Origin of the sequence: Streptomyces sp. R-07 (assembly GCF_049913175.1) — a bacterium.
In the GTDB taxonomy this organism is placed as follows: Bacteria; Actinomycetota; Actinomycetes; order Streptomycetales; family Streptomycetaceae; genus Streptomyces.
Genome location: NZ_CP183978.1, coordinates 955,245 through 978,221 on the forward strand (window position 1 = coordinate 955,245; position 22,977 = coordinate 978,221).

The 22,977-nt window shown below is 72.9% G+C and carries 14 protein-coding genes; 9 read left to right on the forward strand and 5 right to left on the reverse strand.

Annotated elements, in window-relative coordinates; all coding sequences use genetic code 11:
- The first annotated feature begins 54 nt into the window (after nt 1-54).
- Genes ACN9M0_RS04455 through ACN9M0_RS04470 form a run of 4 tightly spaced genes read left to right on the forward strand, consistent with a single transcriptional unit; the run spans nt 55 to nt 4,197 of the window.
- Nucleotides 55-2,013, forward strand: coding sequence for an AAA family ATPase (locus ACN9M0_RS04455; RefSeq protein ID WP_366039753.1), 1,959 nt, complete (start codon nt 55-57; stop codon nt 2,011-2,013).
- A complete protein-coding gene (locus tag ACN9M0_RS04460; protein WP_426403145.1) occupies nt 2,010-2,690 on the forward strand; it encodes a 4Fe-4S single cluster domain-containing protein in 681 nt (226 codons plus the stop codon). The genes ACN9M0_RS04455 and ACN9M0_RS04460 overlap by 4 nt, the downstream gene beginning before the upstream one ends.
- Nucleotides 2,678-3,436 carry an FHA domain-containing protein gene (locus ACN9M0_RS04465; protein ID WP_426403146.1) on the forward strand — a complete coding sequence of 253 codons (759 nt, stop codon included), beginning with the start codon at nt 2,678-2,680 and terminating at the stop codon, nt 3,434-3,436. The genes ACN9M0_RS04460 and ACN9M0_RS04465 overlap by 13 nt, the downstream gene beginning before the upstream one ends.
- Complete coding sequence (locus ACN9M0_RS04470) at nt 3,433-4,197, forward strand: PP2C family protein-serine/threonine phosphatase (RefSeq protein WP_426403147.1); 765 nt, start codon at nt 3,433-3,435, stop codon at nt 4,195-4,197. The genes ACN9M0_RS04465 and ACN9M0_RS04470 overlap by 4 nt, the downstream gene beginning before the upstream one ends.
- 64 nt (nt 4,198-4,261) lie before the next feature.
- Here the strand turns inward: ACN9M0_RS04470 and ACN9M0_RS04475 are convergent, their stop codons facing one another.
- On the reverse strand, nt 4,262-5,842 hold the full coding sequence (locus ACN9M0_RS04475) for a glycosyltransferase family 39 protein (protein WP_426403148.1): 1,581 nt from the start codon (nt 5,840-5,842) through the stop codon (nt 4,262-4,264).
- A gap of 257 nt (nt 5,843-6,099) precedes the next feature.
- On the opposite strand from ACN9M0_RS04475, the gene ACN9M0_RS04480 reads away from it, so the two are divergent.
- Together ACN9M0_RS04480 and gntD are read left to right on the forward strand one after the other, a co-directional pair.
- The gene (locus ACN9M0_RS04480; RefSeq protein ID WP_426403149.1) at nt 6,100-7,350 is read left to right on the forward strand and encodes an MFS transporter; all 1,251 of its coding nucleotides are present in this window, start codon (nt 6,100-6,102) and stop codon (nt 7,348-7,350) included.
- Between the two features lie 22 nt (nt 7,351-7,372).
- Nucleotides 7,373-8,401 (forward strand): guanitoxin biosynthesis L-enduracididine beta-hydroxylase GntD, encoded by a 1,029-nt coding sequence (gene gntD, locus ACN9M0_RS04485; RefSeq protein ID WP_366039760.1) that lies wholly within the window; start codon nt 7,373-7,375, stop codon nt 8,399-8,401.
- A gap of 232 nt (nt 8,402-8,633) precedes the next feature.
- Here gntD and ACN9M0_RS04490 read toward each other — a convergent pair whose 3' ends face one another.
- The gene (locus tag ACN9M0_RS04490; RefSeq protein ID WP_399699904.1) at nt 8,634-8,858 is read right to left on the reverse strand and encodes a hypothetical protein; all 225 of its coding nucleotides are present in this window, start codon (nt 8,856-8,858) and stop codon (nt 8,634-8,636) included.
- Nucleotides 8,859-8,913: 55 nt separating this feature from the next.
- Between ACN9M0_RS04490 and ACN9M0_RS04495 the strand changes: the two genes are divergently transcribed.
- A complete protein-coding gene (locus ACN9M0_RS04495) occupies nt 8,914-9,828 on the forward strand; it encodes an ArsR/SmtB family transcription factor (protein WP_366039761.1) in 915 nt (304 codons plus the stop codon).
- Here the strand turns inward: ACN9M0_RS04495 and ACN9M0_RS04500 are convergent.
- Nucleotides 9,818-10,459 carry an ATP-binding cassette domain-containing protein gene (locus tag ACN9M0_RS04500; RefSeq protein WP_426403150.1) on the reverse strand — a complete coding sequence of 214 codons (642 nt, stop codon included), beginning with the start codon at nt 10,457-10,459 and terminating at the stop codon, nt 9,818-9,820. The two genes, ACN9M0_RS04495 and ACN9M0_RS04500, sit on opposite strands and share 11 nt — an antisense overlap.
- A gap of 188 nt (nt 10,460-10,647) precedes the next feature.
- On the opposite strand from ACN9M0_RS04500, the gene ACN9M0_RS04505 reads away from it, so the two are divergent.
- Entirely contained in the window at nt 10,648-11,805 is a 1,158-nt protein-coding gene (locus tag ACN9M0_RS04505) for a sensor histidine kinase (RefSeq protein WP_399699908.1), read from the forward strand.
- Nucleotides 11,796-12,443, forward strand: a complete 648-nt coding sequence (locus ACN9M0_RS04510) for a response regulator transcription factor (protein WP_366039764.1) — start codon at nt 11,796-11,798, stop codon at nt 12,441-12,443. Before ACN9M0_RS04505 ends, ACN9M0_RS04510 begins: the two co-directional genes overlap by 10 nt.
- An 84-nt stretch (nt 12,444-12,527) precedes the next feature.
- On the opposite strand, the gene ACN9M0_RS04515 is transcribed toward ACN9M0_RS04510, so the two are convergent.
- Together ACN9M0_RS04515 and ACN9M0_RS04520 are read right to left on the reverse strand one after the other, a co-directional pair.
- Nucleotides 12,528-13,790, reverse strand: coding sequence for a serine hydrolase domain-containing protein (locus ACN9M0_RS04515; protein ID WP_426403151.1), 1,263 nt, complete (start codon nt 13,788-13,790; stop codon nt 12,528-12,530).
- Complete coding sequence (locus ACN9M0_RS04520) at nt 13,787-22,960, reverse strand: amino acid adenylation domain-containing protein (RefSeq protein ID WP_426403152.1); 9,174 nt, start codon at nt 22,958-22,960, stop codon at nt 13,787-13,789. Before ACN9M0_RS04520 ends, ACN9M0_RS04515 begins: the two co-directional genes overlap by 4 nt.
- Nucleotides 22,961-22,977 lie beyond the last annotated feature (17 nt).

The following is a 22,977-nucleotide window of genomic DNA, read 5'->3' on the forward strand; positions in this document are numbered from 1 at the left end:
CGACTGAACTGACAGGTTCCGGACCGGAAGCCGGCAACACTTGGAGGGAATTCCTTGTCCGCCGAGGACACACGCGCACCTGCCGGCGTCCCGCCGACGGCGGGGCCGATCCCGCAGACGGCAGGGCTGCTCCCACCGACGACAGGGCCGCTCCCGCCGACATCGGGGCCGCCGTTCGTCCGGGAGTTCGAGGCGACGCTGCCCGTCCACGCGCAGTTCGTGCTGTGGGGCAACCGCCACGACAGCTTCCTCGTCCGGGAGTCCGGCGACGCACGCCCGCGTCTGCTGTCGCTGCTCGACCTGCTCTGGCAGACGCTCCGTACGAACGGCTACGCGTGCCTGCTCGTGCACGACCCCGTGGACGGTCTCCGGGTGCACCTCCCGGCCGGGACCTCGGCCGAGGAGACCGCACGAGCCGAGGCGGCCATGTCCCGGCTGCTTCCCCGGCCTCCGCGGCCGGGCGTGCCTCCCTCGCTGGAGGCCCTGCGTGCCCTCATGGCCGAACTGGCCCGTCCCGCACAGCAGATCCGGGCCGCGCTCGCGATCGACGACGCCTCCCGCATCGCGCGCAGTGCGACCGAGATGGAGCCGAACGAGCGGGACTTCTTCAGGTTCTCCGCCAGGCTCTCCCGGATCGCCGTCCCGGTGGGCGCGCCGAGCGGCCGTACGACCCCCCTGTACAACCCGGTGATCTGGCTGGCGGACCGCGAGGGTGACCTGCCGGCCTGGCTCACCTCCGGCAACGACCAGATCCGGTCCATCGGGCTCCCGGTGCCGGATCTGGGCGACCGGCAGGCCACCGCGCGCCTGCTGATGAAGCTCTTCGGCGTCACGGACCTCGACTCGGACGCGCGGGCGACCGAGGCGTGCGAGGCGTTCGCGGCGCAGACGGACGGACTCACCCTGCAGGCGATGATCGAGGTCACCCGCCTGGCCCGGGACCGCGGCCTGACGATGGCGGAGCTTCCGGACGCCATCCGCATCTACAAACTCGGTGTCATGGACAACCCGTGGAAGCGGGAGTACCTCCGCAAGCGGATCACCGACGGCCAGCATTCGATCCCGCAGCGCGTCGTCGGGCAGCCGCAGGCCGTCACCAAGACCCTCGACATCCTGAAGCGGGCGGCCCTCGGCCTGTCCGGCGCGCAGCAGTCCCGGTCCTCGGCCCGGCCGCGTGGCGTACTGTTCTTCGCCGGCCCCACGGGCGTGGGCAAGACCGAACTGGCCAAGGCGGTCTCGTCGTTGGTCTTCGCGGACGAGTCCGCCTATCTGCGGTTCGACATGAGCGAGTTCTCCTCGGAGCACGCCGGGGACCGGCTGATCGGGGCGCCACCGGGGTACGTCGGATTCGAGGCGGGGGGCGAGCTGACCAACGCGGTGCGTCAGCGGCCCTTCAGGGTGATCCTGTTCGACGAGATCGAGAAGGCCCACCCGCGGATCCTGGACAAGTTCCTGCAGATCCTGGAGGACGGCCGGCTGACGGACGGCCGTGGCTCGACGGTGCACTTCTCCGAGTCCGTCCTCGTGTTCACCTCCAACCTCGGCACGAGCGTCGAGGACGGCGACGGGCGGCTCGTGCCGCACGTTCACCCCGGCATGCCGTACGAGGAGATCGAGGAGCGCATGAAGGCGGCGATCAACGACCACTTCACCCGGATCCTCGGCCGGCCGGAGCTGCTCAACCGCTTCGGGGACAACATCGTGGTGTTCGACTTCGTCGACGGCGAGGCGGCGGCCCGCATCTTCGACCTCCAGCTCGACAACATCGTCTCCCGGGTCCACGAGGAGCAGGGCATCGTCCTGGAAGTCGGATCCGAGGCCCGGGCCGTGCTGCGCAAGCGCTGCACCGACGACCCGCACATGGGCGGCCGGGGCATCGGCATGGCCCTGGAATCGCAGTTCGTCAATCCCCTCGCCCGTGCCCTGTTCGACCGCGACCCGGCGGCGGGTGAGCGCGTCCGGGTGACCGGCCTGCGGCGCGAGGGCGACATCGTCTCCGTGGAGCTGGCATGACGGACTCCCCCTCCTCCCCCCGCCCCGTCCGGCTGATGCTGAACAAGGCGCACTACCCGGTGACCTCGCTGGGCCCCGGGACCCGGGCGGGGATCTGGACGCAGGGCTGCACGATCGGCTGCGCCGGGTGCGTCTCGCAGGACACCTGGGCAGCCGACCCCGGCACGCTCGTGGACCTCGCGGAGGTCCAGGACTGGCTCTCCGGCCTGCCCGATCCGCTCGACGGGATCACCGTCTCGGGGGGAGAGCCCTTCCAGCAGCCGGAGGCGCTCGGCGCACTCCTGGAGTGGGTCCACGCCTGGCGCCGCGAGCGGCCGGCGCCCGTGGACGTGCTCGTCTACAGCGGGTACTCCCTGGCCCGGCTGGAGAAGGATCACTCCGCGCTCCTCGGCCTGTGCGACGCGGTGCTCACCGGTCCGTACGTCGAGCGCCTCAACACCCCGGGACCGAGCTGGAGGGGGTCGAGCAACCAGCGTCTGACCGCGCTGACCGCTCTGGGGCGCGAGCGGTACGAGGGGACGACCGGTTCCGTCGCCGACGCACCGCCCATGCAGGTCGCGGTGGCCGACGGCCGCATCTGGTTCATCGGCGTCCCCCGCCGGGGCGACATGGACCGCCTGAGCGCCCGGCTGAGGTCGGCCGGCATCACCATGGAGGAGGTGTCGTGGCGCAGCTGACCTGTTCGACCTGTGGCCTGGCGGCGGAGGACGACGATCTCGTCTGCCGGGGATGCTCCGGAAACCTCAGCCGTCCCGTCGTCGCCCGGTACCCGCTGCCCGGGCCGCCCCCGCACACGCCCGCCGCCGGGGTGGAGACCCCGGGGCCCGTGGACGAGGCCGATCGGGCCGATCGGGCCGGGGAGGAGGAGCCCCGGGTCTGCCCGCACTGCGGAGCCGCGGTCCCGGTGCCGACCAATCAGGTGTGCGTGGTCTGCCAGCGGATGCTGGGCGAGGTGCGCCCGTCCCGTACCGACGTCTCGGGCGAGGTGCGCCCGTCCCGTACCGACGTCTCGGGCGAGGTGCGCCCGTCCCGTACCGACGTCTCCGGGGAACGGGCCGTGGAGGTGCGGGCGACCCGCCGGGACGTCCCCACCACCGTCCTGCGGATCCGGTTCGGCGCGGTGGAGCGCACCGTGACGCCGGGCAGCACCCTGCTCCTCGGCCGCGCTCCGGCCGCCCACACGACGCGCGGCCTGCTGGAGCGCCACGACAACGTGTCCCGGCAGCACGCGACCGTCGGTCTGGAACCGGACGGCACGGCATGGGTGCGGGACGAGCACTCCACCAACGGCACCTTCGTGAACGGCAGCCCGATCGGCCCCGGTGCCCGGACACCCCTCCGGGACGGCGACGTTCTCCGGCTGGCCGCGGACTGCAACCTCGGGATCACGGTCGAGCGGCCGGGTGAGGCGGACCGGCGATGACCGGGTCGCGCGAGGTGGTCGAGGTGACCGTCACCGCGATGACGCACCGCGGAGCCGTCCGCGAGGGCAACGAGGACGCGTTCGTCATCGGGGCGCTGACCGCCGCCGGTGTGGACACCGTCGATCCCGTCGTGGTGCGCCTGCTGGTCGAGGAGGCGACCGTGGTCGCGGTCGCCGACGGGCTCGGCGGCCACAGCGCCGGCGAGGTCGCCTCGGCCCTCGCCGTCCGCAGGCTGGCGGAGCGCGCGCCCCGGAGCGCCGGGGCCGGCGACCTGCTCCGGGAGATCAACGCGGAGCTGTACGAGCTGGCCGAGACGGATCCGGCGTGCGCCGGTGCGGGGACCACGGCCGCGGGACTGTGGCTGACCCCCCACCGGGTGTCCTGGTTCAACGTGGGCGACTCCCGGCTCTACCGCGAGGACGACGGCTATCTGGGCCAGGTGTCGGTGGACGACTCCCCGGCGGCGGACCGGGACGGGCCGGGACGAGCCGTCGACCGTACGCACCTGGTCCTGCAGGCGCTCGGCGGTGCCGCCCGTTTCGAGCCCGTCCACCCGCACACCGGCACCGAGCGGTTCGTTCCCGGCGGCCGGTGGCTGATCTGCAGTGACGGGCTGTCGGACCTGGTGGACGTGGCGGAGATGGAACGGATCCTCGCCGAGAACTCCCGGGACGACGTCAGGGCGGTGAAGGCCCTCTGGGTCGCCGCGATGAACGCCGGCGGCCGGGACAACATCACCGCCCTGCTGGTGCGCTGCTGAGAGGGGACGGCGGGGGCCGTCGTACCGGGGGCTCCGTCCCCCGCGTCCCGTCCCCCGTACCGGATCAGTCGCAGCTCTTGGCGCTGTCGGCCGTCACCGCCTCGGCCGTGTACGGGCACTGGAATCCGATCCAGCGCAGCTGCTCCCACAGCTGCGGCCAGGGCTTCAGCGGGCCGCGGCACACCATGAACCCCTGGCCGTCGTCGGAGACCGGCAGGTCGTTCCTGTACGCGCCGCGCTTCTCGCACGACCGGAAGAGCGTGCCGAACTGCTTCGGGTCGGCCCCGATCGTGATGACGGTCGTCTTGTCCTCGCCGGGCAGGCCGAAGTCGGCGTACGAGTTGTGGCCGCTGTACGCCTTCGGCAGCCCGTACTGCGGCCCCCACTTGTCGATCGCGCCGGCCTGGCCGTAGTGGTTGCCGTAGATGACGGTGTGCGCCTGCTCCTCCGGCGGCAGCGACCGGTAGACGTCGTTCACCTGCCGGGTCATCGCGGGCCAGCCGACCTGGTCGAACTGGACGATGGCCATGTCGCTGAGGACGGGAGTGTTCGCGTACGTGTCGATCGGGAGCGTCGGCAGCAGCAGGACCGCGCTGCTCACCGCGTTGAGCGCGGTCAGCCCGCCGATCACCGCGAGCCGCGTGACGCCGCGCGCCCACCGGTCGACGACCACGGCCCCCGCGGCGAGAAGGACGAACTGCAGGGAGGTCGTGTACGCGCCCTGCCCGCCGATGACCAGCAGGACGACCACCATCAGCAGGTACGCCCAGCCGACGAACCGGTAGGGGCGCCACTCGGGACGACGCAGCAGTCCGACGAGACCGGCGATCCACACCGGGCTCAGGAAGAGGCCGATGAGGAGCAGCTGCATCGGGAGGAAGGTGCTGCGGGACAGGGTCTCCAGCGCCTTGGACAGGGCTGCGCTCATCTCCAGCTGCGGCAGGCCGTGCGTGATCTGCCAGATCAGCACCGGCGAGGCGATGGCCACGGCCACGCCGACCGCGGCCGGGAAGCGCCAGGTCCGGAACACCCACCGGGGTCCGAACACCAGCAGTCCCGCCCCGAGGCAGAGGAGTAGAAGGACCAGCAGGTACTTCGCGGTCAGACCGACGCCGACCACGACGCCGACGGCCCACCACAGGCGGGTGTCGCGGGTGCGCACCATGCGGATCAGCAGCCAGGACGCCGCGAGCCAGGACAGCTCGTCCCAGTTGTTCGTGCCCATGATGTGGCCGGTGTACATGACGAGGCCCGAGGCGAAGGCCATGAACCCCGCGAGTGCCTGGGCCCGGGAGCCGCCGCCCAGCTCGCGGGCGATCAGCGGGGCGAACAGCACGGCGACGGCGGCCATCAGCGCCGGCACCACGCGGAAGCCGAAGAGGTTGTCCCCGAACGCCGCCATCTCGGCCTTGGCGACGAGCGCGACGAGCGGCGGCTGGTCGATGTAGCCCCACGCGAGATGGCGGCTCGCCGCCCGGGTGTAGAGCTCGTCCACGTGGTAGCCGTGCCGGGTGGCCAGCGCCAGCAGGCACACGGTCATCGCGGCGGCGGTCAGCGAAACCGTTCGCCACGGCACGGGGGTCAGGCCCTCCGGCGGCGTGGACGCCTCTTGTTCCGGGGAAGCGGCCACCTTCACGAAAGTCATAGGGGACTCCGTTCCGTTCCGTCGTAGCTCGCTGCCGTGCCGGATGTCGGACACGACTCAGCCCTCAAATATCGAGGCGCGCACCTCTGTCCTCAACGAACTTGAACCGTGCCGACATTGCGCAGGCCGTGGCCTTCCCCCGGGGCGCGACGCGGCTGGCCTCGGAGTTTCGTCCACGGGTCAACCTCATGGCGGGGGCCGCCCCGCCGCCGGAAGACTCGGTGCCGACTGCTGCCGTCTCACAGGGAAGGCACGGCATGACCACACCCCTGCCGCGCAACCGGAACTACCGCATCCTCTGGTCGGGCATGTTCCTGTCCGAGATGGCCGGTGAGATCGCGTACATCGCGTTTCCGCTCCTCGTGCTCGCCCACGGGGGTTCGGCGGCCGCGGTCTCCGGCGTCGCCGCGGTGCTTGCCGGCGCCCGCACGCTGGTCAGCCTGCCGGCCGGGGCGCTCGCCGACCGCGTGGACCGCAAGCGCGTGATGGTGGCGACCCAGGGCGTCCGTACGGTGGCGATGCTCAGCGTCGCCGTCGCCGTCCTGCTGGGCGACTGCCCGTTGTGGCAGATCCTGCTCGTGGCGGTGATCGAGGGTGCGGCCGCCGGCATCTTCGTACCGGCCGAGAACGCGGCCCTGCCCCAGGTCGTGCCGGAGAAGATGCTGCCGCAGGCGCTGGCGCGCAACGCGGCCCGGCCGTTCGCCGCGCTGCTGATCGGCCCGGCGCTGGCCGGCTTCCTGTTCGGGCTGCACGAGGTGCTGCCGTTCACGCTGAACACGTCGGCGCTCGCGGTGTCGTTCGCGGCGCTGGCGGCGCTGCACCTGCCGCGCCGGGCCGACGCTCCGCCGGCCGACGCGGAGGCCGCGGCCTCTGCCGCACCGCGGGCAGGCGGGTTCGGGCTGCTGCTGCGCATGCCGACCATACGGGCGACGATGGCCTGGATCGTCGGCGTGAACCTCGCGTTCCACACCTTGGTCGTGCTCGTCCTCATCGTGTCGGGCGAGGAGAACGTCGCGCCCGGGCAGATGGGCCTGATGATGACGTGCTTCGGTGCGGGCGGCCTGGCGGGCGCCCTGATCGCCGACCGTCTGCACGCGGCGGCGCTGTCACCGGGGGCCCTGGTCATCGGCTCGACCTGGGTCTTCGCGGCCGTCGCCGGCGTCATGGCGTACGCACCGCGCGGCGTGCCGCTCGGCATCCTGCTGGGCGTGGCCGCGATGGCCATGCCGGTCGCGAACACGACCGTGATCACCTGTCAGCTGTCTGCCGTGCCCGACGCGTTGCGCGGACGTCTGTCCGGGCTCGTGGGGCTCGGCTCCGAACTGGCCGCCACAGCCGGCCCCGTGATCGCCGGCGTGCTGTCCACCGGTACGCGGGACGGCGCCGTGAGCATGCTCGGCGCGGCCGCGCTCCTGGTGGCCGTCGCCGTCGGGTCCACCCTGAGCCCGGCCCTGCGCGGCCTCGCGCCGGCCGGGCCGTCGGCCGCACGGCAGCCGACGCGCTCCTGACCACCGACAACGGAGGAAGAACATGCTGAAGCTGCACCTGCGCGACGAGGACATCGCCGCGATCGAGAAGATCACCGAGGAGGTCGTGGGGCGCTTCACCTCCATCGAGGATCCCGCCCTGCACCGGGCCGCCCAGGTCTACGCACACGAGTTGCCGCGCGAACTGCGCACGGCGCTGGTGGACTTCAAGCTGACCGAGCCGTCGGGCGTGCTGGTCGTCTCCGGTCTGCCGGTCGACGACGCGGAGCTCGGGCTCACCCCGCCGGACTGGCGGGACAAGGCCGCGCCCGACGCGACGCTGCGCCTCGACATCCCGTTCCTGCTCATCGGCTGCCTGCTCGGCGAGCCGATCGCCTGGGCCACCCAGCAGGACGGCCGGGTCATGCACGACATCTTCCCGATACGCGCCCACGAGCACGGCCAGATCGGCTGGGGAAGCGCGGAGACGCTCACCTGGCACACCGAGGACGCCTTCCATCCGCTGCGCACCGACTACTTGGGCCTGATGTGCCTGCGCAACCCCGACGGGGTGGAGACGACCTTCGCCGACATCGCCGACGTGCGGCTCGACGAGGCGACGCGCGCGGCCCTGGCGGAGGAGCGTTTCAAGATCCTCCCGGACGACTCGCACCGTCCGCAGAACCAGGTCACGGGCGGCCCCGAGGATCCCGAGGTGGCCGAACTCGTGAGGCGCAGCGCCGAGCGCGTGGACAGCGCCCTGCGGGCCCCCGAGCCGGTCGCGGTTCTCTTCGGCTCGCCGACGGATCCGTACCTCCGGCTGGACCCCTATTACATGCAGGGGGTGCACAGTGAAAACGAGCAGCGGGTACTCGACGAGATCGGCGAGGCCCTGGACAGCAGGATGGGTGGAGTGGCCCTGAATCCCGGGGATATCGCTTTCATCGATAACTACCGGGTAGTACACGGCCGCAAGCCCTTCCAGGCGCGATTCGACGGCACCGACCGCTGGCTGCGTCGGCTGAATATCACCCGTGATCTGCGCAAGTCCCGGCACGCGCGGCTGACGGCCGAGTCGCGGGTCATCTACTGATGCGCGGCCCGTCCGTCCCGGAACCTCCCCCGCGGCCCCGGACGGCGCGACGAAGCACCTGAGCTGGAGGGCGGCAGCCGTGACCGACGTGGTCGCGGCTGCCGGCGCCCGCCGCCGCGAGGCACCGCCCGACAGCCGGAAGCCACCTCGTCCCGGCCGGAACCCGCGGCGATCGCACCGACCCGACGGGAGTCGACTATGGCCGAATAACAGTCTTCGCTTTCGTGACACATTACCGCTGCCCGGCCGCCACCACCCGGCCCGCCCCGGGACAGACATTGACGACGACGACGTACGAATCGGTCACGAAGGTTGCAATTCCATAGCTGAGGGCTAAATCCCGATAGGACTGGACTGTCGCCCGGTCTATTGAGGGATCAATATCCTTGCCATCGCTGGCGCTACACGCATAGTCTTTGTGCGCAAATTGTATATCGGGGGTGGCGATGTTGCGCATCAAAGTTACCGGCGAGGACATACAACGTCTAAGAATGGTCCGTACTTTAGGACCCGTGTCCGAAGCGGTCTTCGCACTTCACCACTTCGGGCGCGACCGGGCGCGCAGCAGCGCCGGCTGGCACAGGTTCGTGCGCGAGCGCCTCGGCGACGACCTGCCCGCCGTGGGCGAGGTGGTGTCCAAGTACCGGGCGATTCCCGACCTGCTGTGGCTGCTGGAACGGGAGGGGGCCGCAGCGGATTCGGTGCCGCCGGCCGTGCGCGCCCGCGCCCGCCGCCTCGCCCAGGTGGTCTTCCTCTTCTGCAGCGCGGGCATCCTGCCCTACTGGTCGCAGATGCAGGCCCGGCTGGAGATCGAGCGGGACGTCCGCGGGCGGATAGCCATCACGAACGGCGTCGAGTTCCTGCTCGCGGGCCTGCATCCCAAGGTGACCTGGGAGTCCTCGGAGCTGCGCATCGCGTCCAACGTCGACCTCGACATCACCCTCGACGGACGCGGTCTGATCCTGAGCCCCTCGCTCTTCCTCCCCGACAAGACCTGCGTGCTCGTGCGCTCCGAGCGGCAGTCCAGCGTCCCCGCCCTCGTCTTCTCCGTACCGTTGGATCTCAACGATCTGGAGTCGCCCCCGGAGGAGTCGGAGGTCGATGGCGACCGGGCCCTGGCCGCCCTCGTGGGGGCCACCCGCGCCGCCGCCCTGCGCGCGCTGTCCGAGAGCGGCACCACCGGCGATCTGTCCGACCGGCTCGGCATCTCCCTCTCCGGCGCCAGCAAGCAGGCCACGGTGCTGCGCGAGGCGGGTCTGATCACGACGTTACGCAACCGTACGACCGCCATGCACACGCTCACTCCGCTCGGCCTGGCGCTCCTGCAGCGGGAGTTGCCCGCCGAGGTCACCGGTTCGCCGAGCCGACCGGGCCATCCGCGAGCGGGTGAGCTGCGGGACAGTCCGGGCACCGCGGCTAAGGCATGACCCGCGTCTCGACCACTCGGCCATCGGCGAGCAGCACCACCGCGTCGGCCCTCTCCAGAGAGGCCAGGTCCGGCGCCGAGGACACCACACAGAGACCCTCCCGGTCGACCAGCTCGCGCAGCAGGTCGAGGACCGCGGCCGCGCCGGTGGGCGCGACGCCGCTGGTGAGGTCATCGGCGATCAGTACGTCGGGGGCGTCGGCGACCGCGACCGCGACCGCCGCCGCGCGCTGCCGGCCCTCCGCGAGACGGAGCACGGGGGTCTCCCGCTCCTCCCACAGGTCCAGGCGGTGCAATGCCTCGTGGAGCGTCTCGGCCGCTCTGGCCGGCAGCCGGTCCAGCGCCGAGCCGAGCGTGCCGATCGTCGCCAGCTGTTCCGTCACCGGCCGGAGTCCGACGTGCGCGAGCCGCAGACCCGCGCCGAGACGGACCTCGCCCGTCGTCACCGGATCCAGACCCGCGGCGCACCGCAGGACGCTCGTCTTGCCCGCGGCGGCCGGCCCGGACAACGCCGTCCAGGTGCCGGCCTCGCACGCGAAGGTCACATTCTCGATCACGAATCCGGACTCGATGCCCCCGGCTCCGGTCCTGCCGACATGGCGCAATCGCAGGGCCGGATGCTGTTCAGTCATGGTGGTCTCTTTCCATGCTCGGGAGGTTGGTCGTGCAACCGTTCCACCGTCCCCGTTCTACTCCGGCGGAGGTGAGCCAATTTAATTCATCTCCTGTTTCGGACACGTGGCCTGAGTTGCATGCTATGACCTCCGGCGCCGGTGAGCCCATACCTTCTGCCCCAGGGAAAGAACTACAGCCTGCTGTAATGCGCGCGGCGCCCCGGTATGCCCCGGCGATCCGCGCCCGGGCACCGCTGCGGGCCGCGGTCTATCTGTTCGGGGAATTCGGCACCGCGGCCATGAGCCTTCTGTCGTTGCTCCTGCTCTTCCATCCGAGCATGCGCCGGTCGTGGGCCGCGTGGCACCGGCAGCGGGCCGGTCGTCTCCTGGGCCGCCCGGTCCGCGCGCAGAGCATCGCCCTGTCCCGTCATCTGTACTGGCTCGGCATGCACGTGACCCTGGGCCTCGCGTGTGGGCTCGCCTCGGTCGTCTGCGTCGGCAACGCGCTGCTCGTCGTGGCGACTCCCCTGTGGTGGTGGGCGTCTCCGGTGGAGGGCGGCCAGGGGACGGTGCTGGACATCCCGGCCCTGGGCCGGCACGGGGCCATCGCGTTCGGTCCGTCGGTGGAGACCGTCCTGCTCGCCGTCGGCTGCCTGGCGCTGCCGTTCCTCGCCACGGCGTACGCCCGCCTGACCCTCGCCGTACTCGCGCCGTCGCGCACCCAGTTGCTCGCCGATCGCGTGGCCACGCTCAGCCGTACCCGCAGTGACGCGCTGGAGGCGCACGGCGCCGAGCTGCGGCGGATCGAGCGCGATCTGCACGACGGCACCCAGGCGCGGCTGGTCGCCGTGGCCATGCGGCTCGCGATGGCCCGGCGGTGCCTCGACCACGACCTGGCCACCGTCGCCCGCATGCTGCGCGAGGCGACCGACGTCACCGAGGAGGCGATGGTCGAGCTGCGCGAGGTGCTCCGCGGCATCTACCCGCCGATCCTCGCCGACCGCGGACTGCAGGGGGCCCTGCGCACCGTCGCCGCCCGCGGCGGCGTGCCGGTCTCGATCGACATCGGCGAGCTGGAGCGGATCCCGGCGGCCATCGAGGCGGTCGCCTACTTCGTGGTCACCGAGGCCCTGACCAACGTGGCCAAACACAGCCGGGCGACGGAGGCGGGGCTGAGAGTGCGTCACGTCGAGGACACGCTGACGGTCGTCGTCACCGACAACGGCGTGGGCGGGGCGCGGGAGAACGGCGGCAGCGGACTGGCCGGACTCCGTGGCCGCGCGCAGGCGCTCGACGGCCGCGTCACGGTCGTCAGCCCCCCGGGCGGCCCCACCACCATCACCGTGGAGTTGCCGTGCGGATAGTCATCGCGGAGGACAACGTCCTGCTCGCCACCGGCCTCGAACTGCTGCTGGCCAGTGCCGGCCACGAGGTGGCCGAAGTCGCCGTGGACGCCGGGGGGTTCCTGGCCGCGGTGGACCGGCATCGCCCGGCGGTCACCATCGTCGACGTGCGGCTGCCGCCGTCGTTCCGTGACGAGGGGATCCGGGCCGCGATCGAGGCCCGGCGCGTCCATCCCGGCCTGCCGGTCCTGGTGCTGTCCCAGTACGTGGAGCAGACGTACGCGTCGGAGCTGCTCTCCGGCAGCGGGGGCGGCGTCGGCTATCTGCTCAAGGACCGGATCAGCCGGATCGACGAGTTCCTGGAGTCGCTCGACCGGGTCGCCTCCGGCGGCACCGCGCTCGACCCGGACGTGGTGACCCAGTTGCTCACCCGGCGGACCCGTCCGCTGGCCACGCTCACCCGCCGGGAGCGGGAGGTCCTGGCGCTCATGGCGGAGGGGTACGACAACGCCACGCTGGCCAGGAGGCTGTCCATCACCGACAACGCCGTGCACAAGCACATCGGCAACATCTTCGCGAAGTTCGAGCTCACCGAGGCCGACGCCGGCCATCGGCGGGTCCGGGCCGTGCTGACCTACCTGGAGCACGCCGCCGGCTGAGAAGCCGTACGCCCCCTTCTGATTCCGGTGTACGGCGGTGCGGCGGGCCCGTTCGACGAACGGGCCCGCCGCTTCCGGGGTGCGCTACCCCTGCCGGACGCAGAGTCGCCCGGTGATCTGCACACGGTCGACGTCGCCGGTCGCCGGGTCGCGCAGGAACCGTCCGAGGTACGGCATCGCCGCGAGCGGGCCGCCGTCCGAAGGCGTACGGAAGGACAGGTCCTCGCCGACGTGGAGCCGCACCGGCGCCGCTCCGGCGACCGAGAGCACGAGCCCGCCGTCGCCGGCCCCGACCCGGCACGACCAGTCGCCGTTCGCGTAGTGCCCCACGCACTCCGGTGGCGCCTGCGCGGCCTCGGCGTCGTCCGGGTCCCGGGGGTGGTCGCCGACCTCGAGGCCGGTCTCGCGCAGCCGCCCGAGCAGCGACTCCCACAGGCGTGCGCCGGTGCTGCCGTTGGCGGTCAGCGCCACCACGGTCCCCGTCGACGGGTGCACGCGCAGGTGGCTCCACGCACCGTCGCCGGTGCCGTCGTGGCCGAACCAGGTCCCGTACCGCGACCATCCGGCGCCCCAGCCGTCCGCGAGGCCGGCGGGTCCCACGGCGAGCCCCTCCGTGACGTCCCGGCGCATGTTCCGCGCGGTCGCGGCGTCGAGGAGGGCGGCGCCCGGGCCGAGGCCCAGGTGCGCGGCGCCGAAGACCGCGAGGTCGCGGGCGGAGAGGCACAGGCCGGCGGCCGGGTCCTCCAGCGGCGGTACGGACTGTTCCCGGATGGGCCGGGGCGGGGCGTCCGGGCGTACGAGATGGCCCACGGCGGTCGGCGCCGCGAGGTCGTGCCCCAGCGGCTGCAGCACCATCGCGTGCACGGCCTCGTCCCAGTCGAGCCCGGTGATCTCCTCGACCAGGCGGCCGGCGATCAGGTAGCCCGGGTTGGAGTAGGAGAAGACCGTGCCCGGTTCGTGCACGGCCGGCTCGGACGCGTGGCGCGCGAGCCACCGGGCGCGGGTGGTTCCGGGCGGCAGCTCGGCGGTGTTGGCCGCCAGGCCGGCGGTGTGGCTGAGCACCTGCCGCAGCGTGAACTCCGGCCCCTTACGCAACTCGCCCAGCTGCTCCGCCAGGGGCTCGTCGAGGTCAGCCTCGCCGTCGGCGACCAGCTGGGCCGCGAGCGTGGCGGTGAACGGCTTGGTGAGCGAGCCGAGCGGGAACGCCGTCGCGGCCGTCACCGCTCGGCCCGATCCGGCCTCCGTCTCACCGGTCTCCTCGGTGTGGAGGAGGCCGTCGTGCCAGACCGCAAGCTGGGCGCCGGGCACGCCGTGCCGGAGCGCGAGCTCCGTCAGCAGGTCGTTCACCGGGCGTCCTCCGCCCCGAGGGCCGGATCGCAGAGGCGGGCGATCGACCGCAGCGCCGCCACGAGTTCGGAGCCGACCCGCTCGATCGTCTCCGGCTCGTGCAGGTCGACCGAGTAGTAGAGGTCGAACCCGAGCCGGCCGTCCTCGACCGCGCCGACCACCTCCAGGGCCTGCACGACCCGCTCGCGCTCGTCCTGTTCCTGCCCGATCGGGTCGTGGAAGGCGTGGAACAGCGAGCGGTCGGCCGTGCGGGTGATCTCCTCGGTCTGGCTGTGGTAGTTGAACAGCACCGCGGGAGGCGTGTGTTCCGCCGGCGGTGTGCCGGATCCGGCGAGGTGGCGCAGCGCGCCGTAGCCGAGTCCGTTGCCCGGGACGGCGCGCAGGCAGCGGCGCACCGACCGCACGACGGCGGGCCAGTCGGCCTCGGCGTCCGTGCGTCCGGGCACCCGCAGCGCGACGGGGTACGAGCTGGTGAACCACCCGACGGTGCGGGACAGGTCGACGTCGTCGAAGATCTCCTCGCGGCCGTGGCCCTCCATCTCGATCACCACCTGGTCGTCGCCGGACCAGCGGCACATCGTCCGGGCCAGCGCGGAGAGCAGCACGTCGCTGACGCGGGCCCGGAATCTGCCCGGCGCCACGTGCAGCAGCGCCGCGGTCTCGGCCCGTTCCAGGCGTACCGGCATGATCCGCCGCGACGACACCACGTTCGGTCCCGGCCCGTCCTGCGGCAGCGGCGTCGCCTCGGGCACGGCGTCCCAGTGCGCGGTCTGGTCGGCGAAGCCGCCGCCGGCCGCGTGCGCCGCGAGCCGCGTGGCCCACTGCCGGAACGAGGAGGTCTTGGCGCCGAGGTCGATCGCCTCGCCGTCGAGCGCCTGCCGGTATGCCAGGTCCAGGTCGTGGTTGAGGATCCGCCACGAGACCGCGTCGACGACGAGGTGGTGCACGGTGAGGTGCAGGTGCGCGCGCCGGTCGGGGCCGAGGTCGAAGAGGACCGCCCGCAGCAGCGGGCCGGCCGCCAGGTCGAAACCCGTGTCGGCCGCGGCGGCGAGCCGGTTCATGACGGGGGGCAGTTCCTCGTCGGGCAGCCCCGAGAGGTCGTGGCGCTCGAACAGCTCGCCGGTCTCGGCCGCGGCGTTCCGTTGCGACCAGGTGCCCCGCTCGTCGCGGGTGTACCGCATGCGCAGTGCGTCGTGGTGAGCGACGACCGCCGTGAGCGCGGCGCGCAGCGCCTTCTCGTCGGTGTCCGCCGCGAGTTCGACGTGGATCGACTGGGCGAGGTGCTGCGGGGCGACCGTGTTGCGTGCGAAGAACTCGTGCTGGATCGGCGTGAGCGGCACCTCGCCGGCCTCGGCCTGCTGGGTGGCGGCGACCTGTCGGTCCCGGCCGGCGGCGGCGACGAGCTGCTCGACGGTCGGGTGGCGGAACAGGTCGCTGGAGGAGACCTGCAGTCCCGCCCGGCGGCTCTTGAACACGACCTGGATGCTGAGGATCGAGTCGCCGCCGAGGTCGAAGAAGTCGTCGGTGACCCCGACGCGTTCCACGCCGAGCACCTCCGCCCAGATCGCGGCCATCGTGCGCTCTTCGGCGGTACGGGGTTCCACCGAGGCCCGGCCGGCCCCGGCGGTCGCGGGCTCCGGCAGGGCGCGGCGGTCGACCTTGCCGTGCGGGGTGAGCGGTACGCGGTCGAGCCGGACGAGCACGGCCGGGACCATGTACTCGGGCAGGGCGGCGGCGAGGTAGGCGGTCAGTTCGGCCGGGTCCTGCTCCGAGACCACGTACCCGACGAGACGCCGGCGGCCCGGCTGGTCCTCGCGGACGATGACGGCCGCCTGAGCCACGTCCGGGTGCCGGACGAGCGTCTGCTCGATCTCGCCGAGCTCGATGCGGTAGCCGCGCAGCTTCACCTGGTCGTCGGTGCGGCCGACGAACTCGAGCGTGCCGTCGGCACGCCAGCGCATCAGGTCGCCGGTGCGGTACATCCGGGATCCGGGCGGCCCGAACGGGTCCGGCAGGAAGCGTTCGGCGGTCATCGCCGGCCGGTCCCGGTAGCCGCGGCACACGCCGTCGCCCGCGAGGTACGCCTCCCCCGCCACGCCGATCGGCACGACCTGCAGGTCCTGGTCGAGCAGGTAGACCCGGGCGTCGGCGCTCGGGCGGCCGACCGGAACGGTCCGTTCGGGTCGGCCGCCGTGCTCGACGGGGAAGCAGGTCGAGGTCACCGAGCACTCGGTGGGCCCGTACGCGTTGACGATCCGCAGGCCGGGAAGCCGGTCGAGTACGCGTGCGCAGTGCGGCGCGGACAGCGCCTCGCCGCCGACGACGACCTTCCGCAGGCCCGCGAGGATCCCCGGGTCGGTGTCGGCGACGGCGTGGAAGAAGCCCGCCGAGAACGACATGGCCTCCACCTCGTTGTCGCGCAGGAACGTGTCGAGCTCGTCGACCGAGCGGAAGTCGCCCGGCCGCACGGCCAGGCACGCGCCGGCCAGAAGCGCCTGCCACAGTTCGTTCTGGGCGGCGTCGAACGAGATCGAGTGGTGCTGGGCGATCGTGGCGGCGTCGCCGAAGGTGTGCTCGCCCGCGGCGTGCACGAGACGGACGAGGCCGCGGTGGGTGACCATGCTCGCCTTGGGCGTGCCGGTCGAGCCCGAGGTGTAGACGAGCACGGCGAGGTTGTCGGGGACGGTCCGCGACGGCAGGGGCCCGTCGGCCGGCCCCAGCGGCAGATCGTCGACCAGCAGGACCTCGGCGCCGGTCGGCGGCAGGCCGGGCGCGAGCGCGGTGCTGGTCAGGAGCACCGGCACGCCCGAGTCGCGGAACAGGTGGTCGAGGCGCTCGGGCGGGTACCCGGGGTCGAGCGGCACGTATGCGCCACCCGCCTTGAGGATGCCGAGCATGGCCGTGATCATCTCGGCTCCGCCCGGCAGGCAGATGCCCACCGGCACCTCCGGACCGACCCCCCGGCCGGCGAGGTGGTGGGCGAGCCGGTCGGCCGCCGCGTCCAGTTCGGCGTACGTGAGCCGGGTGTCGCCGGCGACGACCGCGGGCCGCTCGGGGTGCTCGCGCGCGACCTCGGCGAAGAGCTCGTGCAGGCACTGGTCGGGGTAGCCGGACGGGGTGCCGTTGAACTCCTCGATCAGGCGGTCGCGTTCGGCGCCGCGGACCAGCGGCAGGTCCCGCAGCCGGGTGCCGGGCGCCGCCACCATCGCGTCGAGCACGCCGAGCAGATGATCGGCGAAGCGGCGTGCGGTGGCGTCGTCGAACAGGCGCGGGTCGTAGCCGAGCCGCAGGTGGAGTCCGTCCACCAGGTGCGCCACGCAGGTGAGCGGGAAGTTCGACGTCTCCAGGCCGGCCAGCGACCGTACCCCCAGCCCGTGGCGCTCGGCCGCGTGCTCGTCGTACGGGAAGTTCTCGAAGACCACGCAGCTGTCGAAGAGATCGGTGCCCGCCGGGATCGCGGCCCAGTGCCGCACCTGGGCGAGGGAGACGTACTCGTACTGGCGGCCGTCGACCTGCTGCTCCTGGATCTCGCGGAGCCATGCGCGGAGCTCGCTGTCGGGCGAGACGGTCAGCCGCGCGGGCAGGGTGTTGATGAACAGGCCGACCATGTCGTCCGAGCCCGGCAGTTCGGCGGGCCGGCCGCCCACCGTGGTGCCGAAGCAGACCTGCCGGTCGCCGCTGTGGCGGGACAGCAGCAGCGCCCAGGCGCCCTGGATCAGGGTGTTGACGGTGACCCGGGCCTCCCGGGCGAAGCTCTCGAGCCGCCCGGTCTCCTCCGCGGTGAGGGCGAGGTCGATGTGGCCGGTGTCGCGGGACTGGTGCGAGCGCAGCGGCGCCCGGTCGTACGGCAGCGCGGTGGGCGCGGAGAACCCGGCGAGCAGGCCGGTCCAGTGGGCCTGCGCCGCTGCGGTGTCCTGCTCGCCCAGCCAGCGCACGTACTCGCGGAACGGGCGGCGCGGGCGGGGCGGCGCGACCTCGCGTCCGCTGAGCGCCGCGTGCTCCGCGAAGACCTCGCCGAGCACGTCGGCGAAGCTCCAGCCGTCCAGGAGCAGGTGGTGCGAGGAGCAGCGCAGGTGGACGGTGGAGGCGGAGAGCCGGGCCAGGTGCAGCCGCAGCAGCGGCGGTCGCGCCAGGTCCAGCGGTTCGCCCGGGGCCTCGGCGAGGAGGCGGATGCGCTCCTGCTGCTCCGCCTCGGTCAGCTCGGACCAGTCCTCGACGACGACGGGCACGCGGACGTCCCGGTGGACCACCTGCAGGGGGCGTCCGCCGTCGGCGTCGGCGATGGCCGTACGCAGCACGGGCGTGCGGTCGACGACCCGCTGCCAGGCCTCGGCCAGGAGTGCGGGGTCGGTGACGCCGTCGAGGACGAGCCCGAGGTGGGTGAGGTAGATGTCGTCCTCGTGCGCGTCGAGCGAGTGGAACAGCAGGCCGTTCTGCATCGGCGTCAGCGGGTAGACGTCCTCGACCGTGCGGCCGTCCCCGGCGATGCGGTCGACGCCGTCCTGGTCGAGCCCGGCGAGCGGGAAGTCGGACGGGGTGCAGCCGCCGGCCCGGGCGCAGTGCGCCACGATGTCGGCGAGCGCGGCGGTGAACCGCGCCGCGAGGCCGGCGACCGTCGCCTCGTCGTGCAGCAGGGCCGAGTACTCCCAGGAGAACTCGAGCCTGCCGTCGCGGACCATCCCGGTGATCTCCAGCGGGTTGGGGCGGGTCAGGTCTTCGCCGCGGTCCGGTACGGGGCTCGGCCGCCAGCCGCGCAGCAGGCCGTCGCCGGTGGCCACGTCGAAGTGGCCGTGGTAGTTGAAGCCGACCTGGCAACGGCCGCCGCCGAGTCCGGCGTCCTCGGTCAGGTGGCGCAGGACGCCGTATCCGATGCCGGCCTCGGGGACCGCGCGCAGGGTCTCCTTGACGGCCTTGAGGCGGGTACCCCAGTCCTCGCCCGGGACGGGCAGGACGACGGGGAAGAGCGTGGTGAACCAGCCGGCCGTGCGGGACAGGTCGACGTCGTCGAAGAGGTTCTCGCGGCCGTGGCCCTCCAGTTCGACCGCGACGGCGTCGCCGCCGGTCCAGTCGGTGAGCACCGCCGCGAGCGCGGTGAGCAGCACGTCGTTGATCTGGGTGCGGTACGCCGCCGGCACGTCCCGCAGCAGCGCGCGGGTCAGCTCGGCGTCGAGACCGGTCTCGACCGTGCGGGCGTGGGCGAGCGTGTCGAGGGCCGGTGGCACGGGCCGGCGCAGGTCCGTACGCGAAGCTTCCGCCGCGTGCTCGGCCGGGAGCGGCGGGCAGGCGGCGGATGCCGCCTCCACGGCCTGCCAGTACGGCCGTTCGCCGTCGAAGCGGCCGGATGCGGCCGCCTCGGTCAGTCGCCGCGACCAGTCCCGGAAACCGGTGGTCTTCTCCGGGAGGCTGACCCGCAGGCCCTGCGCCGCCTGCCCGTACGCGAGCTCCAGGTCGGAGAGCAGGACGCGCCAGGTGACCCCGTCGACGACGAGATGGTGCACCGTGACGAACAGCCGGTCGGGCTCGGGCGCACCGGTGAGGAGCACCGCGGCGAGCAGGGGTCCGGAGTCGAGCCGGAAGCCGGTCTGCGCCGCCGTGACCGCCTCGCGGACCGCCTCCTCGCGGGCGTCGTGGTCGAGCCGGGACAGGTCGACCGTGCGGAACGGCTCGCCCGTCTCGGCGCTCGCGCAGTGCTGCCGCCACGTGCCGTCGGCGAGGTCGGCGCGGAGCCGCAGCGCGTCGTGGTGGTCGAGCAGCGCCGTCACCGCGGTGCGCAGGGCGGCCGGATCGGTGCCGGGGGCGAGCTCGACGAACATCGACTGGTTGAAGTGGGCGGCGCCCTTGGGGTACTGCTCGAAGTACCAGTGCTGCACCGGGGTGAGGGGCACCTCGCCGACCGCGGTGACGGCCGTCCGCGGGGCCGGCTGATCGGCGACCTGGACGACGGCGGCCAGGTCGGCGACGGTCTGGTGCAGGAAGATCTGCTTGGCGGTCAGGCGCAGGCCGGCCCGCCGGGCCTTCGACACGACCTGCAGTCCGACGATCGAGTCGCCGCCGAGTTCGAAGAAGTTGTCGTCGACGCCGACGGTGCCGGCCGGGAGGCCCAGCACCTCGGCCCAGATCGCGGCGAGTCCGGACTCGGTGGGGTTGCGCGGCGGGACGTGGTTCCCGGCGGTGTGGTCGGTGGTCAGGGGCGCCGGCAGCGCCTTGCGGTCGAGCGTGCCGCTGGGTGTCATCGGAAGCTCGTCGAGGACGACGAGCGCGGAGGGTATCGCCGGGTCGGGGACGATCCCCGCGAGGAACGCGCGCAGCTCGGTGAGGGCGGGCGCGGCGCCGTCCGCGACCAGGTACCCGACGAGCCGGTCGCGGCCGGCCGTGTCGGCCCGTACGGCGGCGGCCGCGGCGGCGATGCCGGGGTGACGGAGCATGGCGGCCTCGACCTCGCCGAGTTCCACCCGGAAGCCGCGGACCTTGACCTGGTCGTCCGCGCGGCCGAGGTACTCCAGGTCGCCGTCGGGCCGCCAGCGTCCGATGTCGCCGGTGCGGTAGAGCCGGCCGCCGGTGAACGGGTCGCGGAGGAAGCGCTGCGCGGTCAGCTCGGGCCGGTTCCAGTAGCCCTGGGCCACACCGTCACCGCCGATGTGGATCTCGCCGGGTACGCCGACGGGGACGGGCCGCATCCGGGTGTCGAGCACGTACGTACGGGTGTTGCCCAGCGGCCGCCCGACGGGCACGACCGCCGAGCCGACCTGCTCGCCGGCCCGGAGGCGGTACGTGGTGGAGTCCACGGTGGTCTCCGTGGCGCCGTAGTTGTTGGTGACGACGGCGTCGGCGGGGAGCAGTTCCAGGACCGCGGACGCGTCGTCGGCCAGCCAGGCCTCCGAACCGACCGCGAGGACCCGCAGCGAGTCCGCCCGTCCTCCGGTCCAGGACAGCTCCTGGGCGACGGCCTTGGCCAGCGACGGGGTGGTCACGAGGAGCTGCGGGCGGGTCTCGGCGATCAGCGCGGCCAGCGCGGGCGGGTCGCTGATCACGTCCGCCGGGCAGATCACCATCTCGCCGCCGTACATCGCGGACATCAGGAAGTCGCCGAGGAACAGGTCGACGGCGAAGCTGGACACCGACAGGCTGCGGCCCCGCAGTCCGGTCAGGTCGTAGCGGGCGTCCCAGGCGCGCATCATGTGGACGGCGTTGCGGTGGCTGACCATCACGCCCTTCGGGCGGCCGGTCGAGCCGGAGGTGTAGATGACGTACGCGAGGTCGTCCGGGCCGGCGGCCGTGGCGGGCGGAGTGTCGGGGTGGCGGGCGATCTCGTCCTGGTCGGTGTCGAGCCGGATCGTGGTCCGGGCGCCCTCGCCCACCGCCGCCGAGTCGGTGATCAGCACCGGTGCCGCGGCGTCGTCGAGCATCATGGCCTGGCGTTGCGCGGGGTGTTCGGGGTCGAGCGGCACGAAGGCGCCACCGGCCTTGAGCACGGCGAGCAGCGCGACCATCGCGTCGACGCCGCGGTCGAGGCAGACGCCGGTCAGCACGCCGGGGCGGACGCCGGCCGCGACCAGGTGGTGCGCGAGCCGGTTGGCCCGCGCGGCCAGTTCGGCGAAGGTGAGGCGCCGGTTCCCGTCGCTCACCGCGAAGGCGTCGGGGGTCCGGGCCGCCTGCTCGTCGAAGATCCGGTGCAGGGTCGGGGCGGCGGCCGGTACCGCGAGGGCCGGGCCCTGCCAGTCGGCGGTGAGCGTCCGCAGTTCGTCCGCCGGCAGCATGGACAGACCGGCGAGCGGGGCCTCGGGCTGCTCGGACACCGCGCGCAGCAGGGTGACGAGGTGCCCGCCGAGCCGCTCCACGGTCGCCCGGTCGAACAGGTCGGTGCTGTACTCCAGGTAGCAGACGACCGAGGAGGCGTCCTCGTAGAAGTCGAACGTGAGGTCCAGCTTCGCGACGTCGACCGTCGGCTGGATCTCGGTGACGTCGAGCCCCGGGAAGACCGGCAGCGTGTCGGCCATGTTCTGCAGGTTGACCATCACCTGCACCAGCGGCGGCCGGGACGCGTCCCGTTCGGGCCGCAGCGTGTCGACGAGACGCTGGAAGGGGACCTCGTCGTGGGCGAAGGCCTCCAGCAGGCCGGTACGCACCCTGCCGAGCAGCTCGGTGAACGACAGCGACTCCTCGACCTGGGAGCGCAGCACCACGGTGTTGATGAAGAAGCCGATCAGGTTCTCCAGCTCGGGCCGCGGCCGGCCCAGGGTGACCGTGCCGACCGCCACGTCGGGTTCGCCGCAGTACCGGGCCAGCAGCACCTTGGTGGCCGTGACCAGGGTCATGAACAGCGTCGCGTCCTGTCCACGGCTCAACTCCCGCAGCCGGCCCAGGACATCGGCGGGGATCTCCACCGGCAGGGTCGCGCCCGCGGGCGTACGCACGGGTGGCCGCGGCCGGTCGGTGGGCAGGTCGGTCGTGCGCATCCCGGCCAGCCGCTCGCGCCAGTAGCCGAGCTGCTCGTCGAGCGCGTCGGACCGCTCGCGCTCCCAGACGGCGAAGTCGGCGTACTGCACGGGCACGGGCGGCGGCAGGGACGCCGCGACACCGCCGGCCGCCGCCTCGTAGCCGGCGGCGAGTTCGGCGAGCAGCCGCCCGGTCGACCAGCCGTCGCAGACGATGTGGTGCATCGCGAGGACGAGCACGTGCTCGCGGGCGTCCACGCGCAGCAGCGAGGCCCGCAGCAGCGGCCCGTGGCGCAGGTCGAACGGCTCGTTCATCTCGGCCGCGAGGAAGCGCTCGACCGTGGTAGGCGCGTCGGGCCCCGACACGTCGACGGTCGGCAGCGTCCGGTCGGTGTGCTCGTGCACGACCTGGACGCCGCGGCCGTCGACCGCGTCGAACGTGGTGCGCAGCGTCTCGTGCCGGCGGACGACCTCGTTCAGTGCGACGGCGAGCGCCGCGGTGTCGAGTTCGCCGCGCAGCCGCAGCGCGCGCAGCGTGTTGTACTCGGCGCTGTCCGGCTCCAGTTCGGCCAGGAACCAGAGCCGTTCCTGCGCCGACGACATCGGCAGCAGGCCGTCGCGGGGGGCGGCCGGGATCGTCCGGTCCTCGGACACGGCCTCGCCGGCGAGGCGGCGCAGCAGCTCCTCCCGCACGTGTGCCGGCAAGGACGCGAACTTCTCGTCGAGCTGGGTCATCTGCGTTCCTCCCTGGG